This window comes from Streptomyces sp. SID10853 (genome assembly GCF_010548145.1).
In the GTDB taxonomy this organism is placed as follows: domain Bacteria; phylum Actinomycetota; class Actinomycetes; order Streptomycetales; family Streptomycetaceae; genus Streptomyces.
The window spans coordinates 18,743-33,962 of sequence record NZ_JAAGLN010000016.1 but is presented as its reverse complement, the minus strand read 5'-3'; the positions used below and the strand labels follow the sequence as shown (position 1 = coordinate 33,962).

General features: G+C 70.8%; 16 protein-coding genes and 1 tRNA gene. 5 read left to right on the top strand and 12 right to left on the bottom strand.

Annotation, left to right across the window (positions count from 1 at the left end):
* Positions 1 to 2: 2 nt before the first annotated feature.
* Positions 3 to 884: a sulfite exporter TauE/SafE family protein gene (locus tag G3I19_RS05925; RefSeq protein ID WP_164260208.1), complete on the top strand. Its 882-nt coding sequence runs from the start codon at positions 3 to 5 to the stop codon at positions 882 to 884.
* Here the strand turns inward: G3I19_RS05925 and G3I19_RS05920 are convergent.
* From G3I19_RS05920 to G3I19_RS05910, 3 genes are all read right to left on the bottom strand, one after another.
* Positions 866 to 1,543, bottom strand: coding sequence for a GNAT family N-acetyltransferase (locus G3I19_RS05920; protein ID WP_164260206.1), 678 nt, complete (start codon positions 1,541 to 1,543; stop codon positions 866 to 868). The two genes, G3I19_RS05925 and G3I19_RS05920, sit on opposite strands and share 19 nt — an antisense overlap.
* The gene (locus G3I19_RS05915) at positions 1,540 to 2,193 is read right to left on the bottom strand and encodes a GNAT family N-acetyltransferase (protein ID WP_164260243.1); all 654 of its coding nucleotides are present in this window, start codon (positions 2,191 to 2,193) and stop codon (positions 1,540 to 1,542) included. Before G3I19_RS05915 ends, G3I19_RS05920 begins: the two co-directional genes overlap by 4 nt.
* A gap of 131 nt (positions 2,194 to 2,324) precedes the next feature.
* On the bottom strand, positions 2,325 to 2,843 hold the full coding sequence (locus G3I19_RS05910; RefSeq protein WP_164260204.1) for a GNAT family N-acetyltransferase: 519 nt from the start codon (positions 2,841 to 2,843) through the stop codon (positions 2,325 to 2,327).
* Positions 2,844 to 2,992: 149 nt separating this feature from the next.
* On the opposite strand from G3I19_RS05910, the gene G3I19_RS05905 reads away from it, so the two are divergent.
* On the top strand, positions 2,993 to 3,307 hold the full coding sequence (locus tag G3I19_RS05905) for a hypothetical protein (protein WP_164260202.1): 315 nt from the start codon (positions 2,993 to 2,995) through the stop codon (positions 3,305 to 3,307).
* A gap of 254 nt (positions 3,308 to 3,561) precedes the next feature.
* On the opposite strand, the gene G3I19_RS05900 is transcribed toward G3I19_RS05905, so the two are convergent.
* The 4 genes from G3I19_RS05900 to G3I19_RS05885 all read right to left on the bottom strand — a co-directional run bounded on the left by G3I19_RS05900 (position 3,562) and on the right by G3I19_RS05885 (position 8,006).
* Positions 3,562 to 4,500, bottom strand: a complete 939-nt coding sequence (locus tag G3I19_RS05900) for a DUF2510 domain-containing protein (protein WP_343234997.1) — start codon at positions 4,498 to 4,500, stop codon at positions 3,562 to 3,564.
* 81 nt (positions 4,501 to 4,581) lie between these two features.
* Positions 4,582 to 5,112 (bottom strand): helix-turn-helix transcriptional regulator, encoded by a 531-nt coding sequence (locus tag G3I19_RS05895; RefSeq protein WP_164260200.1) that lies wholly within the window; start codon positions 5,110 to 5,112, stop codon positions 4,582 to 4,584.
* Between the two features lie 168 nt (positions 5,113 to 5,280).
* The gene (locus G3I19_RS05890; RefSeq protein ID WP_164260198.1) at positions 5,281 to 7,302 is read right to left on the bottom strand and encodes an NADPH-dependent 2,4-dienoyl-CoA reductase; all 2,022 of its coding nucleotides are present in this window, start codon (positions 7,300 to 7,302) and stop codon (positions 5,281 to 5,283) included.
* Positions 7,303 to 7,508: 206 nt separating this feature from the next.
* Positions 7,509 to 8,006 (bottom strand): DUF309 domain-containing protein, encoded by a 498-nt coding sequence (locus G3I19_RS05885; RefSeq protein WP_164260196.1) that lies wholly within the window; start codon positions 8,004 to 8,006, stop codon positions 7,509 to 7,511.
* A 131-nt stretch (positions 8,007 to 8,137) separates the two neighbouring features.
* Between G3I19_RS05885 and G3I19_RS05880 the strand changes: the two genes are divergently transcribed.
* Positions 8,138 to 8,211 (top strand) — tRNA-Pro (locus G3I19_RS05880).
* Positions 8,212 to 8,438: 227 nt separating this feature from the next.
* Here G3I19_RS05880 and G3I19_RS05875 read toward each other — a convergent pair.
* Positions 8,439 to 9,236, bottom strand: a complete 798-nt coding sequence (locus tag G3I19_RS05875) for an SDR family oxidoreductase (RefSeq protein ID WP_164260194.1) — start codon at positions 9,234 to 9,236, stop codon at positions 8,439 to 8,441.
* A 109-nt stretch (positions 9,237 to 9,345) separates the two neighbouring features.
* On the opposite strand from G3I19_RS05875, the gene G3I19_RS05870 reads away from it, so the two are divergent.
* Positions 9,346 to 10,305, top strand: a complete 960-nt coding sequence (locus G3I19_RS05870; RefSeq protein ID WP_164260192.1) for an AraC family transcriptional regulator — start codon at positions 9,346 to 9,348, stop codon at positions 10,303 to 10,305.
* A 117-nt stretch (positions 10,306 to 10,422) separates the two neighbouring features.
* Here the strand turns inward: G3I19_RS05870 and G3I19_RS05865 are convergent, their stop codons facing one another.
* The gene (locus G3I19_RS05865; protein ID WP_164260239.1) at positions 10,423 to 11,268 is read right to left on the bottom strand and encodes a helix-turn-helix transcriptional regulator; all 846 of its coding nucleotides are present in this window, start codon (positions 11,266 to 11,268) and stop codon (positions 10,423 to 10,425) included.
* Positions 11,269 to 11,488: 220 nt separating this feature from the next.
* Between G3I19_RS05865 and G3I19_RS05860 the strand changes: the two genes are divergently transcribed.
* Positions 11,489 to 12,232 carry an SDR family NAD(P)-dependent oxidoreductase gene (locus tag G3I19_RS05860; RefSeq protein WP_164260190.1) on the top strand — a complete coding sequence of 248 codons (744 nt, stop codon included), beginning with the start codon at positions 11,489 to 11,491 and terminating at the stop codon, positions 12,230 to 12,232.
* A gap of 91 nt (positions 12,233 to 12,323) precedes the next feature.
* On the opposite strand, the gene G3I19_RS05855 is transcribed toward G3I19_RS05860, so the two are convergent.
* The 3 genes from G3I19_RS05855 to G3I19_RS05845 form a co-directional block, all read right to left on the bottom strand.
* Positions 12,324 to 12,947, bottom strand: coding sequence for a TetR/AcrR family transcriptional regulator (locus tag G3I19_RS05855; RefSeq protein WP_343234996.1), 624 nt, complete (start codon positions 12,945 to 12,947; stop codon positions 12,324 to 12,326).
* A gap of 95 nt (positions 12,948 to 13,042) precedes the next feature.
* On the bottom strand, positions 13,043 to 14,191 hold the full coding sequence (locus G3I19_RS05850) for an FAD-dependent monooxygenase (RefSeq protein ID WP_239073991.1): 1,149 nt from the start codon (positions 14,189 to 14,191) through the stop codon (positions 13,043 to 13,045).
* Positions 14,192 to 14,452: 261 nt separating this feature from the next.
* The gene (locus tag G3I19_RS05845; protein WP_343234995.1) at positions 14,453 to 15,085 is read right to left on the bottom strand and encodes a VCBS repeat-containing protein; all 633 of its coding nucleotides are present in this window, start codon (positions 15,083 to 15,085) and stop codon (positions 14,453 to 14,455) included.
* Positions 15,086 to 15,220: the final 135 nt, after the last annotated feature.

Below are 15,220 nucleotides of genomic sequence, written 5' to 3'. Positions count from 1 at the left end.
CTATGGACACGCTGAGCATCACGGGAAACATAGGGGGCATGGCCGCCCTCGCGGCGGCGGCGATGCTGGTCGGCTTCTCCAAGACCGCGGTCAGCGGGGCCAACACGATCAGCCTCGCGGTCTTCGCCGCGGTCCTGCCGGCCAGGGAATCGACCGGGGTACTGCTGCCCGTACTGATCGCCGGGGATGTGCTCGCCGTCCTCACCTACCGCAGACATGCCCACTGGCCCACGCTCTGGCGGCTGTTCCCGGCCGTCGCGGTGGGGGTGGTGATCGGAACGGGGTTCCTGTTCTGGGCCGACGACGCGGTGGTCCGCACCTCGATCGGCGCGATCCTGCTGCTGATGGCCGGTGTCACCCTGTGGCGCAGACGCGCCACCGAGACGGCGCGCACGACTGCTGCCGGTGCCGGTGCCGACGGAGCCTCCGGTGAAGCCGCCGGTGAGGCCGTGGACGGAGCCGCCGGTGAAGCCCCCGGTGGACCCACCGGCGGCCCTGGCGACGCACCGCAGGGGCCCAGCGCCGGGCGCGGCCGGGCCATGGCCCGTTCGTACGGTGTGCTGGGCGGCTTCACCACCATGGTCGCCAACGCGGGCGGGCCGGTCATGTCGCTCTATCTGATCTCGGCGGGCTTTCGGAAACTGGGGTTCCTCGGCACGTCGGCCTGGTTCTTCCTGATCGTCAACGTCACCAAAGTGCCGTTCAGCGTGGGCCTTGGCCTGATCGGCACCAAGTCGCTGCTGCTGGACGCCGCGCTGGTCGTCTTCGTCGTCCCCGGCGCCTTCATCGGGCGGGCCTGTGTGCACCGGATCAACCAGCGGCTCTTCGAGCGGCTGGTGATCGGCGCTACCGTGCTGGGCGGCGTTCAGCTGCTGTTGCGCTGAACCGCCGGCCCGTCCCGCAGGTCCAGCACCATGACCGAGCCCCAGTCCTGCCGTTCGGCCTCGGTGAAGCCGAGCGCCAGATAGAAGGCGCGCGCCCCCGGATTCCCGCCGCCCACCCCGAGATGCAGCCCCGGCACACCCCGCGCCCGCAGCTCGTCCAGTACGGCCGACATCAGCCGACGGCCGAGCCCGGCGCCCTGGCCGCGCGGCAGGATGTCGATGTGCAGATGCGCCGGGTGGCGCTCGTACAGCGGATCGCCGTCCGCGGGCGGGGTGCGGTGGAGCTGCGCCACCCGCTGCCAGTCCCTGCTGCCGTCGCCCGGATCGTCCGCCATGGACTCCGGGTGGCGCAGCCGCAGCGGGGCGTACCAGTGGACCTCGCGCCACTTCTCGTACGCCGCCGAGTCGGCGGTCGCCACGACGTAACCGACGACCCCGTGTGCGTCGGACGCCACGAAGGTCAGGCCCGGGTCGGCGGCCGGGTAGGGGCCGGCGTACACATGGCCCAGCAGATCGGGGTCGTGGTAGAGCGCGGTGGCGTCGCCGCCCGAGTCCCCGGTCAGCAGGCAGACCCGGTACATGCCCGGCAGGTCGAAGGGCTGGAACGGCCGGATGCCGATACTCGTCGGGCGTCCGTGTGCGGCGGGTTCTGCTGTCATCCCGCCAGCGTAGGCGGCCGGCCGGACAGCCTGGCTCCGGTGCCCAGGCCGAGGTAGGTCAGCGGCCCCGGGTCCGGCACCGGGATCTCGTGGAACCCGATGCGGTCGTAGAACGCGCGCGCCGGGGTGTTGGCCGTGACCATGCCCAGATGGACGGCGGGCACGCCCTGCTCGGCGAGGGCGCCGATGAAGCGCGTCATCAGCGCGCGCCCGAACCCCGCACGCTGATGGCCGGGCAGCAGATCGATGTGCAGATGGGCGGGGTACGCGGCCAGTTCGGGCAGCAGCATGCGCTCGGGCCGGTGCAGGAGCGCGGCCATCTGATCGGCCGGCGTCCGCAGCGGACCGGGCGGGTCCGGGTACCGTCCGGCCAGCGCGGGCAGCCACTCCGTACGGAAGCGCTCGACGAACAGTGCGGTGTCCGCGGTGCCGAGGACATATCCGACGGGGAGGCCGCTGCCGTCGTCGACCACGAAGGCGAGACCGGGTTCGAGCTCCGCATAGGGGCCGGCGAAGACACTCGGCAGCAGCGCGTGGTCGGCGTACAAGTGCCGTGCGTCGCCGCCCTCTTCGCCGGTGCGTATGCAGATGTCGTAGAGCGCCGGCCGGTCCTCGGGGCGGTAGGGGCGCACAAAGGGCTGAGGAGTCACAGCAGTCACAGCGTCACTATGAGGGCCGGGGGAGCGCTCCCACAACCTGTTTTCGGATGCGTGGCGCCACGGCCGCCCGGCCTCTCGGCGGCTGACCGGCCCCTCGGCGGTCCGTGGCCGTCAGCCGGCCGTCAGTCGCCCGTCAGCTCGTACGCCCACAGCCCGTCCACGTCGGCCAGCCGGACGAAACCGGCCCGGCGCAGGACCTGCTGCGAGGCCAGATTGCCCGGGTCCGTCATGGCCACGATCGTGTGGACGGCGGGGAGTTGCAGCGTCCAGCGGGTGAGCGCGAGCACCGCGTCGGTGGCCCATCCGGCGCCTCGCGCCGACTCCGTCAGGTCGTAGCCGATCTCCACCGAGCCGTCGGACGGCGGCCCGTGGAAGCCGATTCCGCCCAGCGTGACGCCGTCGGTGGCACGCTGGATGGCGAACAGCCCCCATCCGGGCAGATACGCCCCGGCCTCGGCCGCCATCGCCACCATCTTCCCGGCGATCTGTGTCCCGCTGCCCGGGGCCGCGTCGAGCCAGTCGAGTCCGGCCGTGCCGCCCTCGGCCAGCACGGCGGCCGCGGCGGGTGACTGCTCGCGCAGCACGAGCCGTTCGGTCTCCAGAGCGAGCAGGCCGTTCTCTCGGAAGGAGTGCAGGGTCATGGCGTCGGCCACCTCGGTACGGGGAGTGGAGACCGGCGCCTCCGTGAACTCGGCCCGGACAGTATCTCCCGGATCTCCCGGCCCGCGCCGCGCATCAGGACGGGCTGCGGTCGACGCCGGTCGCGCGCTCTCCGTTACGATTCCCGCTCATGAGCACTCCTGACCAGAGCGAAGCGGTGGACACGGATCTGACCGAGCCCGGGAAGCCGGGACTGACGCCTCGTCAGGCGCGGCGGATACGTATAGCGGTGGCGTCCGTGGTGATGGCGGCGCTCGCGCTGGTGCTCGCGGAGCGGATCACCAGCCGGTCGTCCCTGCTGGTCGTGGCCGACTACGGGATGGCGCTGATCCTCTGCGGTGTGGTCATCGAACTCAGCCGCAGCGGCCGCACCAGGGTCGCGAGCTGGCTGCTGTGCGTGGGCCTGGTGGCGGCGGTCGGCGCCGACTGGCTCGTACTGCCTTGACCGGAGCCGGAGCCGGAGCCGGAGCCGGAGCCGGCGCCGGAGCCGGGATATGACCTCATCCGGACTTGATCCGCGCTCGGCCTGATCCCCGCTCGGCTCGATCCCGCGCTCGGCCTGATCCGGCCCCGGCCTGATCCGGCCCCGGCCTGATCCGGTCCGGTCTGATCCGGTCCCGACTGGCCCCGGGCCGGGCACCCGCCCGACCTGTGACGGCGCCCCCGCCCAAGGGAGCGGGGGCGCGGACGGGCAGTGGGTCAGGCGCCCTCGCCCGATCCGGACCCGGACCCGGATCCCGAAGTGGAGGCCGCCTTGATGCCCTTGGTGATCTTGTCCATGACGGAGAGGGCAGGCGCCTTGGCGTTGATGTCGAAGCCGGAGCGGACCATGATCAGCATGCCTTCGGCCCCGGGGGACGGGAAGGCCAGCGACTGGACGTACCCGTCGTCGCCCTTCTTCGTCACCACCTTCCAGCGCACCAGGTACCCCTGCTGTCCGGCCACGGTGACGGCCTCGGACTTGAGCAGTCTGTGCGAGGTGATCCCCGAAGAGGTCTCCCCGTACGACTCCTTGGCGTTGCCCGCGATGTCCTTCTTCGCCGCCGCCTTCGCGGTGGTCGCGGAGATCTTCAGGGCGATCGCCGGCTCCGAGAACACCCCGCCGCGCACACACTCTGCGGGCTTGCCGTCCGAGTCGGTGCCGCCGGGGCAGGAGTACTTGCCGATGGTCACGCCCGCGCCGACCGTCCCCGACTGGCCGGTCCAGCCCTTCGGCACGGGGATGGCTATCCCGCTGGCCGCGTCGGTGGCGTAGCCGTCCTCGGTCGGCGGTGCCTGCTGCCCGGGGCCCTGATCCCCGCCGCTGCCACCGCCGTTCTGGCCGTTCTGGCCGCTGCTCCCGCCGCCCGGCCGGCTGGGGGCGTCCGAAGGCGCCCTGGACGGCGCGGTCGCCGCGTCCGATGTGTGCCCGGAGCCCGATCCGTCCGTCAGCAGATAGATGCCGCCTCCGATGGCCGCCAGGACCACCACGGCGGCAGTGACCGCGGCCCCGATCCGCAACCTGCGCCGCCGGATGGCGGCAGGCGGCATCCGCAGCTGGTCGGTCCACTGGGCGCCGTCCCACCAGCGTTCCTGGACAGGGCCTGTTCCTGTATACCCGGGGTCTCTGTGCCAGCCGGGAGGGCTCATCTGGGTCACAGCCGCCACCGTAGCCGCGCTGCGTGAAAATCACATGAATCAGGGCCGCCGGGCCACCGGGGAAGACGGACCAGGCACGCCTCAGTCTTCGCTGACCTCGGCCAGCGCCTCGGTGAGCCAGGCGATCCAGTACTTCTCCAGCTCGATCCCGCCCCGGAGCACCAGATGCTGGAGCCGGTCGTCGGCCGGGAGCGAGGAGCCCGGGAAGTCACGCTCCTCGATGGCCAGATACTCCGCCAACTGCCGCTCGTGCAGGCCGAGGTGGCGTTCCAGTTCGGCTCCGATGCCGTGGGTCCCCACCACGGCCGCGGCCCGCAGTCGCAGCAGCAGCGGATCGCGTACGGGTCTGGGGTCCTCGGAGCCGGCCACCCAGGCCGTCAGCTCGGCGCGCCCCTCGGGCAGCACCTCGTACTCCCGCTTCCGCCCCCGTGAGGGCTGCTGGGGCAGCGGCCTGATGAAGCCGGACTGCTCCAGTTTCGCCAGTTCGCGGTAGATCTGCTGGTGCGTCGCCGACCAGAAGTAACCGATCGATCTGTCGAATCTCCGGGTCAGCTCCAGCCCCGACGACGGCTTTTCGAGCAGAGCGGTGAGGATCGCGTGGGGGAGGGACATGCGGGCATCCTAAAGAGATCCCGGCGGGGGCCGTTGCCGCGCTGCCTGGCGCGGCTACCGGTGCGGGTCGCGCTGCGGCGTATGCCGGGCCGCCGTGCCGCAGTGCGGGTCGTGCTGCGCGGTGCGGCGGGCCGCTGTGCGCTGCGGGCCGGGCCGCGGCGTGCCGGTTCAGAGCCTCGCGGCCAGCTCGGTCCCCTGGCGTACGGCCCGCTTGGCGTCCAGCTCGGACGCCACATCGGCCCCTCCGATCACGTGCACCGGGTGCCCGGCGGCGCGCAGCGCCTCGTACAGCTCACGGCGCGGTTCCTGACCGGTGCACAGCACGACCGTGTCGACCGGGATCAGCCGGCCGGCCCCGTCGACCGTGATGTGCAGGCCCTCGTCGTCGATCCGTTCGTACGTCGCGCCCGCGACCGTCGTCACGCCGCGGTGCTTGAGCTCCGCACGGTGGATCCACCCCGTCGTCTTCCCGAGCCCCGCACCGACCTTGCCGGTCTTGCGCTGGAGCAGATGCACGGTCCTGGGTGAGGCCGGGCGGACCGGTGTACGCAGTCCGCCGGGCGTGCGGTGCTCCGTGTCGACCCCCCACTGCCGGAAGAAGACCTCCGCGTCCTGGCTCGCCGACTCGCCGCTGTCGGTGAGGAATTCCGCCACGTCGAAGCCGATCCCGCCGGCTCCGATGACGGCGACACGCCGTCCCACCGGGGCGCCGTCCCGCAGGACGTCCAGATAGCTGACGACGCTGGGGTGGTCGAGGCCGGGGATGTCCGGGGTGCGTGGGACGACTCCGGTGGCGAGCACGATCTCGTCGAAGCCCTCCGCCGTGAGCGTCTCCACCGTCGCCAGGGTCTTCAGACGGACATCGACCCCGCGCAGTCCGAGCTGGACGCGGAAGTAGCGCAGGGTCTCGTCGAACTCCTCCTTGCCCGGTATCCGCCGCGCCACGTTCAGCTGTCCGCCGATCTCGTCGGCGGCGTCGAAGAGCGTCACCGCGTGGCCGCGCTCGGCGGCCGAGACGGCGAGGGCGAGTCCGGCGGGACCCGCGCCCACCACACCGACGCGCTTGCGGCGCCGGGTCGGCGAAAGGACCAGTTCCGTCTCACGGCAGGCGCGCGGATTGACCAGGCAGGAAGTGATCAGCCCGCTGAAGGTGTGGTCGAGACACGCCTGGTTGCAGCCGATGCAGGTGTTGATGGTGTCGGAGCGGCCTTCCCGGGCCTTCGCCACGAACTCGGGGTCGGCCAGGAAGGGACGGGCGAGCGACACCATGTCCGCGCCTCCGCCGGCCAGCAACTCCTCAGCAAGCTCGGGGGTGTTGATCCGATTGCTGGTGACCACGGGAATGGAGACCGCGCCCATGACCTTCTTCGTCACCCAGGTGTAAGCGCCACGTGGCACCGAGGTCACGATGGTCGGGATCCGGGCCTCGTGCCAGCCGATGCCGGTGTTGATGATGGTCGCCCCCGCCGCCTCGATCTTCCGGGCGAGTGCGATCACCTCGTCCTGCGACGAGCCGCCCGGGACCAGGTCGAGCATGGAGAGGCGGTAGATGAGGATGAAGTCGGGCCCCACCCGTTCCCGTACCCGCCGGACGATCTCCAGGGGGAAGCGGATCCGGTTCTCGTACGACCCGCCCCAGCGGTCCTCGCGGTGGTTGGTCTGCGCCGCGATGAACTCGTTGATCAGATAGCCCTCGGAGCCCATGATCTCGACACCGTCGTACCCCGCGCCCCTGGCCAGCTCGGCGGCCCGTACGAAGTCCTCGATGGTCCGCTCGATCTCGTCATCGGTGAGGGCGTGCGGGACGAACGGGCTGATCGGTGCCTGGACCGCGCTCGGTGCCACCAGGCCGGGGTGGTAGGCGTACCGGCCGAAGTGCAGGATCTGCATGGCGATCAGGCCGCCCGCCCGGTGGACGGCCTCGGTCACGGTCGCGTGCTGGGCGGCCTCGGCGGTGGTGGTCAGCTTGGCGCCGCCGTCGAGCGGCCTGCCCTGCTCGTTGGGGGAGATCCCGCCCGTCACGATGAGCCCGGCGCCGGCGCGTGCACGGGCCGCGTAGAACTCGGCCATCCGCTCGAAGCCGTCGGGTGCCTCTTCGAGCCCGAGGTGCATCGATCCCATCAGGACGCGGTTGGGCAGCGTCGTGAAGCCGAGGTCGAGGGGGCTCAGCAGGTGGGGGTACGGGCTCATCCGGCGCCTCCGGTGCGCAGTGGTGGTCAGCTCTTTGTAGACCAGCCGGGCCCCTTTGTGCAACAAGTTGCATAATGGAGTGCGTCACTGACCGCACGGCACGCTCGCCGGACTCCCGGGATCAGCTCCGTACGCCTCTCCACGGCGGAGGTGCGATGCACTGGGCGTCTCCGGCCGGCGAGCGGCATCAAGGGGGGAGGGGGCGGTCAGGCGCCGGTGAGACGCGGGGCCGAGGCCCGCGGATCGACCGGTCCGCGGAGCCCGCCCGCGAGGTGCCCGGCCCAGGCCGTCAGCCCGCCGATGTCGATCCCGTACGGCATGGCCTCGGGGTACGCGGTGAGTCCGCCCGCGCCCCTGAGCAGCAGCCGTGCACCGCCGGCGGTATTGCCGCGGGCGGCGTGCGTCAGCCCGACGGCGAGCTGCGCGAGCCCGCGCCACAGGGCTCGCTCCGACTCGGGCCCCGACTTCCAGGCGTCCTCGAACACCTCATGCGCGTGAAAGGGCATCCCGGCGTCGAGCAGCCGCTGCGCCTCCCGCACGGTCTCGGCGGGAGTGCGCACCACCCCCTCCGGTTGCCGCTCCACACCCTCGGCCCCATAGGGGAGCGGGCGCCCGAGCCCGTCCCTGGGCCGCGCGTTGCGCGCCCGGCCCTCCGGGTCGCGATCCCTGGCGGTGCCGTCCGAGCCGTCGCTCTTCTCGTCCATCCGCTGATTGTCCCCCTGTTGTGGCCCTGCGTGCCGGCACGGCCCTCCATGGCGGAGTCGGTCGGACGGCCGGAGTGGGGTATGGTTCTCTTGCAGGTCAGGCCAGGGGAAACCCCAGGTCAGACGGGCATCGGGACGTGGCGCAGCTTGGTAGCGCACTTGACTGGGGGTCAAGGGGTCGCAGGTTCAAATCCTGTCGTCCCGACTGGAGACAGTCGCAGGTCAGGGCCGGTTTCGGAGAAATCCGAAACCGGCCCTTGGCCATTCTTGGGGACCAGTTGGGGGATCAGCCTCCTTGACCCGGCGTCAAGAAGCCATGGTGATCGGGCGGCACCGGGCTGTGACCTGCCGACACCTGCGTCCAACGCGGGTGCGTGACGTGTTGAGCACGGCGGTGGGCAGGCGCGATTCAGCACGTTGACCGCGTGTCGGTCAGCGCAGCCGGGTTGCCGCCATCCCGCCATCGACATCGAGGGTCGCCCCGTGCACGAAGGCCGCCTCGTCGGAGGCGAGGTAGCGGACGGCGTAGGCGATATCGATGGGGCGCACAGGAGTACCGGCAGGCGTCGCCTTCGTCATCGCGGCGAGCGCGTCCGCATTCTTCGCGGTGCCCCGTGTCGCTGTGGCTCCCGGTGCCACGGTGTTCACGCGGACGCCCCGCGGTCCGTACTCCGCCGCCCAGGAGCGGGTCAGCTGCTCGATGGCGGCCTTCGTCGCCGGGTACAGGGCCTTGTTCGGGACGCCTACGCGTGCCATCCAGGAGCCGATGTTCACCACAGCGCCGGAACCTCGTTCGGCCATGCGCGGTGCCAGGCTCGCGACGAGGACGTGCGGGGCACGAATGTTGGTGGCCCACAGGGCCTGCATCTCGTCATCGGTGACGGCGTCGGTGCGGAAGCCCGGGTACACGCCCGCATTGTTGACGAGAATGTCGACTCGTCCACCGAGTGCGTCCTCGGCCCCCTGCGCGAAAGCGCGGATGGCGGCGGGATCGGCCCCGAGGTCGGCGGTGAGAGCGTGTGCCCTTCCGCCGGATGCGGTGATCGCGTCCACTACGGCCTGGGTCCGCTCCGGATTCCGGCCGCTGACGACGGTGTCGGCGCCAGACGCGGCGAGGACCCGGGCAACGGCCTCGCCGATCCCGCCGGACGAGCCGGTGACCAGGGCGGTGCGGCCGGCGAGCGTGCCATCGGCGGGGAGGGAGGAAAGGAGGTCTTCGTTCGTTCGCATAAGTCGATCATCACCTCCTGGGTGACCGGAATATTGCCTGCACCGCTCATCTTCTTGCTCATTTCCCACGTGTGAGCCCCGACCAGGCCGATGAGGTTGGATGTCCGGTATGGACGAAGCGACCGCCGGAAGTCTCGACCGGATGGCCGAGGTCATCCTGCGACGGTCAGGTGACCCGGTACGGGCGGACAGGCTCGGGCTCCGGCTCAGCCATGTCACCGCCCCCACGGGCCTGGGCTACCAGCACTACCCCCCGTCCCTGTCCGTCGTGGTAGCCGGACGTAAACGCTCTGTCGTCGGCAACGACAACCAGGTCTGGGGACGCGACCGGTTCTTCATCACCCCGGTCGACCTCCCTGTCGTATCGGCCGTGGTGGAGACGGAAGAACAGCGCGGCTTCCTGTCCGCGCGCTGGCGGCTCTCCCCGACCCTCATCGCGGAAGTGGCGGCCGCGATGCCGGGCGGCAACCGGCTGTCGGCGGCCGGGGACCGGCTCGGCACCTGGACCCCGGCTCTCGCCGATGCATTCGCCCGCCTCGTCGCCCTCCTGGACGAGCCCGAGCACATGGCCGTCCTGGGGCCGCTGGTGTCGCGCGAGGTCATCCTGCGCCTGATGCAGACAGACCAGGCACCGAGAGTCGTCGCGGCGGCCCTGAACGGAGATGCCGTCGTGCCGCGCGTTGTGAGCCTGCTGACCAGCCGCATGGCTGAACCCTGGACGGTCGACGCGCTCGCTGCCGCGGCCCGAACGAGCCGGCCCACACTCCTGAGACATTTCAAAGAAGCGACATCGATGACACCCACGCAGTACCTCAAGCGGCTCCGGCTGGGAGAAGCCCGCCACCGGATGATCGTCCTCGAAGAAGCCGCGGCAAAGGCCGCGTCCGCGGTCGGCTACCGAAGCGCATCCCACTTCTCCCGCGACTACCGGCACCTCTACGGCCGGACACCGGCGGCGGACGCCGCACATACCCGGCTCCAGCTGCGGGAACTCGGGCTCGGGCGTGAACCCGACGCTGACACGGGCACAGCTGCCGGTGCCACCGTCGTCCACGATCCCGCCCCGTAGCCGGTCTGTGGATGCGGAACGGACGGGCCAGTGACTGGTCCCCGGTCCGGACTGCTGAGGCCGGCAAACCGACGGTCGCGGTGCGGTCCGAGACCGGAGGCCAAGGCGAGCGCGGGGTCACCCGCTCGGGAAGCTCTCCGCGCCGAGTACGTTCAGCAGGCTCAGCCTGTCGTAGCTGTCGGTGCCGGGCGTCGCGGTGAAGACGAGCAGGGTCTGTGCGGTGTCGAGATCCTGCAGGTTCTGGCAGAACAGATCGATGCGCCCGACCTGCGGGTGGACGAAGCGTTTGGCGTCGCTCCAGCGCAGGCCGACCTCCTGCCGGTCCCACAGCGATGCGAACTCCTCGCTCTCCCGCAGCAGTCCGGCTGCAAGGCGGGAGGCCTGCGAATGGGGTCCGTCCCGCGTGGAGACCGCCCGCAGAAGCGAGACGTTCACCCTGCTGTAGTGGTCGTGGTCATCGGGAAGGTACCGGCTGCGCGCGACCTCGTCGGTGAACCAGCGGTACGGGGCGCTGCGCGCGTCTCCGGTGTAGTGGGTCTGCTCGCCGAGCAGGGCCACGGCCGGAGGTGTCTGGAGCAGCGTCTCTCCGAGGGGGCCCATCACCTGGGCCGGGGTGTCCTGCAGCCGGTCCAGGATGCGCATCAGCCCGGGGCTGACGTGCTCGCTGCGCAATTGCCGGTGCGGTGTGCGGTGCCCGCACAGCAGGAACAGGTGATCCCGCTCGTACGGGGTGAGGCGCAGCCCGCGGGCGATGGCCGCCGCCATCTGCTGCGAGGGCTGCGGCCCGGTGCCCCGTTCCAGCCGGGCGAAGTAGTCGGCCGACATGTCACAGAGCTCGGCCACCTCCTCCCGTCGCAGCCCACGGGCGCGCCGGCGCGATCCACGACGCAGTCCCACGTCCTCCGGTTGCAGCGACTCCCGCCGGGCACGCAGGAAGGCGCCCAGCGAAGCGCGGTCCGCCATCTCATCCATGGGGCTCCTCCGGCACGTTCACGTTCACCATGGTCGCAGCCGTGCTGGGCCTTATCCACTGACCGTCGATCAGTGGCTGAGCGGGCCCTTCATCCGGGCCGCCGGATGACGTCGACTGGTCGGTACACGCCGAGTGCCGGTACAGGTGCATCCGCACCGGCTGTCGGCACACGTCGCTCTCCCCACCAACCGACCACAGCGGAGAACACCCATGAAGCTCACCGGCAACACCGTCTTCATCGCCGGGGCGACCTCCGGTATCGGCCTCGGCCTCGCGCTGAGCCTGCACGCGGCAGGCAACCGGGTCATCGTCTCCGGGCGCCGCGAGGAGAGGCTGGCGCAGATCGTCGCGGAGAACCCAGGCATCGAGTCCGTCCTGCTCGACACCACCGACCCGGTCGCCGTCCGGGACGTCACGGCGCAGCTGGTGAGGCGCTTCCCCGACCTCGACGTCCTGGTCGCGATGGCCGGCATCATGCTGCCGGAGGACCTCCACAGCGGCGACTTCCTGAGTACGGCAGAGGCGACCGTGACCACCAACCTGCTCGGCCCCATCCGTCTCGTGGCCGCTCTGACCGAGCATCTCGCCACCCGACCGCAGGCGACGATCATGACGGTCTCCTCCGGGCTGGCCTTCGTCCCCTTGCCCATGACGCCGACCTACTGCGCCACCAAGGCCGCGGTCCACTCCTTCACCCAGAGCCTGCGTGTCCAGCTCGCCGACACCAGTATCGAAGTCCTGGAGCTCGCGCCTCCGGCCGTCCGCACCACTCTCATGGGGCAGGAGGAGGCAGAGAATGCCATGCCGCTGGATGCCTACCTGGACGAGGTGTTGGACATCATCGGGTCCGACGAGCAGCCGGCCGAGATCCTCGTCAAGGCCGTCGAACCCCTGAGGTACGCCGAGGCCCGTGGGCAGCATGCCGACGTACTGCGCATGCTGTCCAGCCACTGAGCCGCGCCGCTCCAGGGCGGCGGCGATCCGCTCGGCAAGTCGAGTACGGACAGGGGATGTGGACGGGCCGTGCTGACATCCCGTCGCTGCCCTATCCGGCGTGCACCGCGTGAAGACCCGCCAGAACGATGTCGACGACCTGCTCCGCGTCCGCGCGGCTGAATGACCGCTGACCCCGGCGGAGGAGCAGATGTACCGGGCCGGACAGCATTTCGGTGAGGAAATGGATGTCCACCGACGGCAGCTCGCCGCGTTCGAACGTCTTCTCCAGCCGCCGGTGCATGGTCGCCATCCGCCGCTCGTGCGCGGCGTCCACGATCGCGATCACTTCTTCGTTCGCCGGGGCCAACGCCGCGACGTTCGACAGCGCGCGGCCTCGCGGAGTGGACAGGGAATCGGCGAGGGCCATGAGGAAGTCGGCCAGGTCCGCGCGGAGGTCGCCGGAGTCCTTCACCGCGATGGTGTCCGCGTCGAACGAGGACAGCGCTTCGACCACCAGCTCGGCGTGGTCCGGCCAGTTCCGGTAGACGGTGGTCTTGTTCACCCCTGCGAGTTCGGCCACTTCCTCGTAGCGGAACCGCTCGATGCCGTCCCTGGCGACCAGTTCGGTGGCCGCGGCCAGCACGCGCTCACGCAGGCGGGCGTTGCGTCCACCCGGCCGCCGGGCCGGCGTCGCGTTTCCGGCGTCCTTGCTCGCACTGCTGTGGTCGGCCACCGTCACTCACTCCTGAAGACTCACTGCTCAGCGGCCGTTCGAGGACAGGGGGCGGTGCCGCCGGGCCGGCCCCTGTGCATGATGCCGCACCGCCTCTACCGCGCGGGCAGCAGGCGCGCGTTGCGCCGCTCGATGTCCTCCCACGTGGCAGGGACCATGAGATCAGCCCCACCGTTCGCGGACTCCTGTGCCTTGTCCGAGTACGGCCGCTGGCGACGCTCGTACTCGGTGAACGCCGCCGTGTGGTCGCCGTCGTGGCGGGTGAGGGCCTCGGTCAGCAACCACGCCCCGGTCAGCGCGAGCGAGGTGCCGCGCCCGGCCATCGGAGTCGCGCAGTGCGCGGCGTCGCCGATGAGGACGACGCGCCCCCGGTGCCACGTCGGCATGTGGATCTGGGCGATGGCGTCGAAGTACAGCTCCGGGTCCGCCTGGGCGGCGGACAGCAGTTGAGGAATCCTCCACTGTCGGTCCTCGCCGTAGAAGTCGGTGAGGATGCGTTTCTGCGCGGCCAGGTCGTGGTGGTCGTACTCGATTTCCTCCGAGCGGAAGGTGAAGATCGCGAGTGCCTGATCCCGGTAACGGCCGATGCAAGCCATCCGCCCCGGCAGGTTGAGGATGTGCACCGAATGCGCGGTGTTTTCCGGGGCTGCTTCCTCGGGCGCGGCGCCGATCGCGACGTAGAGGCCGAGATGCCGGGAGAACTCCCGCTCCGGGCCGAACGCCTGCCGCCGCACGTTCGAGTGCGCGCCGTCCGCACCGACCACGAGGTCGTACCGGCCCTCCCGCCCCGATTCGAACACGACGGTGACCTGGTCGCCGTCGTCGGTCAGAGTCCGCACGGAGTCCTCGAAACGCAGCTGGGCCTCTTCCGGCAGAGCCTTCCGCAGCACGCGCATCAGGTCTTCGCGTGGAATCTCGATGTCGTCGTCGGAGTCATTGGTCTCCGACATCGGCTGAGGAGCGATGACATCGCCGTTGTCGTCGACGAACTTCGCCCCCTCGGTCATCGTGATCGAACGCCCGGTCACCTCGTCCAGCAGCCCCATGCGCTCGACCACCCCGACGGAGTCACCGCGCACGTCGATGGGTGAACCGTTGATCCGCAGGTGTCCGGCACGCTCGACGATCTCGACCGTGTGCCCGGCACGCGCCAGATCGATGCCCGCGCTCAGGCCGGCCACCCCTGCCCCACTCACCAGGATCCGCATCCCGGCCTCCTCTCCCTTGAACTCACGGTTCACCATCCCCGACAACTATAGCAACTTTTTGTTGCTTTTAGCGTCGAAGTCCTGTGGCGGTCCGCCGACGGAGTGGGTGGACTGTTTTCGCGGCCTCGGGGGCCGGAGGATCCCGCGACCGCAAGCCGGGGCGCGGGCGGGCGGGCCCGTTCCTCGGCCCGGGCCCGCCCGGCGGCAGAGCTCAAGCCCGGCGCGGGGCCACGCGTTGCCGGGGCGCGTACCGCGTACCCGGCACAACGAGCAGGTGGCTACGGACCTTGCTCCTCGCTAACCGGCGACCTTGAAGGATGCCTCGTCGCGGCCGGCGCCGTCGGTGATCCAGCAGCTGCCCCCGCCGAGCAGGGCCAGTTCCGCGCGGCCGTCGCCGTCGAAGTCGCCGGCGACCGGCGCGGTGTGGTATTCGCTGCCCGGTAGCAGGACGCGCCTGTGCGGTCCGCCGGCCTGCGGGCCCTTGGGGCCTCCCCACAGGACACTGGCGGCGCCGCTGACGACGAAGTCGGCGTGGCCGTCCTCATCCAGGTCGGCGACCGTGGGCCGCCACGTTTCGTCCGCCGTCTGGGTGTCGTCCGGCACACCGAGGTCCTCGCGGGTGAGGAGGGTCGCGCGGTCATGGTCCGGACCGTGCTCGGAGCCGGGCACGACGAGCACGTCGAAGGTCTCCGTGTCGGAGATCTCGTCCACCGGATCGGCGAAGCCGTCCCCGTCGACGTCGGAGGTCGTCCCCGGGGTCTCGCGCGCCGAATCGGCCGGTCGGCAGGGGCTGTTGGGCACCGGGCGCGCGCCGCCGGACGGGAGGAGGACGAGAAACGCCACCACCGCCACCACTACGAGGGAGGCCGGCACGGCGTGCCATATGAGCAGGCGACGGAGGTACCGGCCGCCTGCTGTCGGAAAGTGCATCAGCCCACTCCAGGGGCGTGGGCGCGGCCCGCACAAGGAAGTGGATCATTTCGTTACGGGGGTGATGCACGACGGCCGGTGTGACTGAGCGCTGCATACGGCGGGACTCGTCACCTTCACTGCTCCGCACGCAAA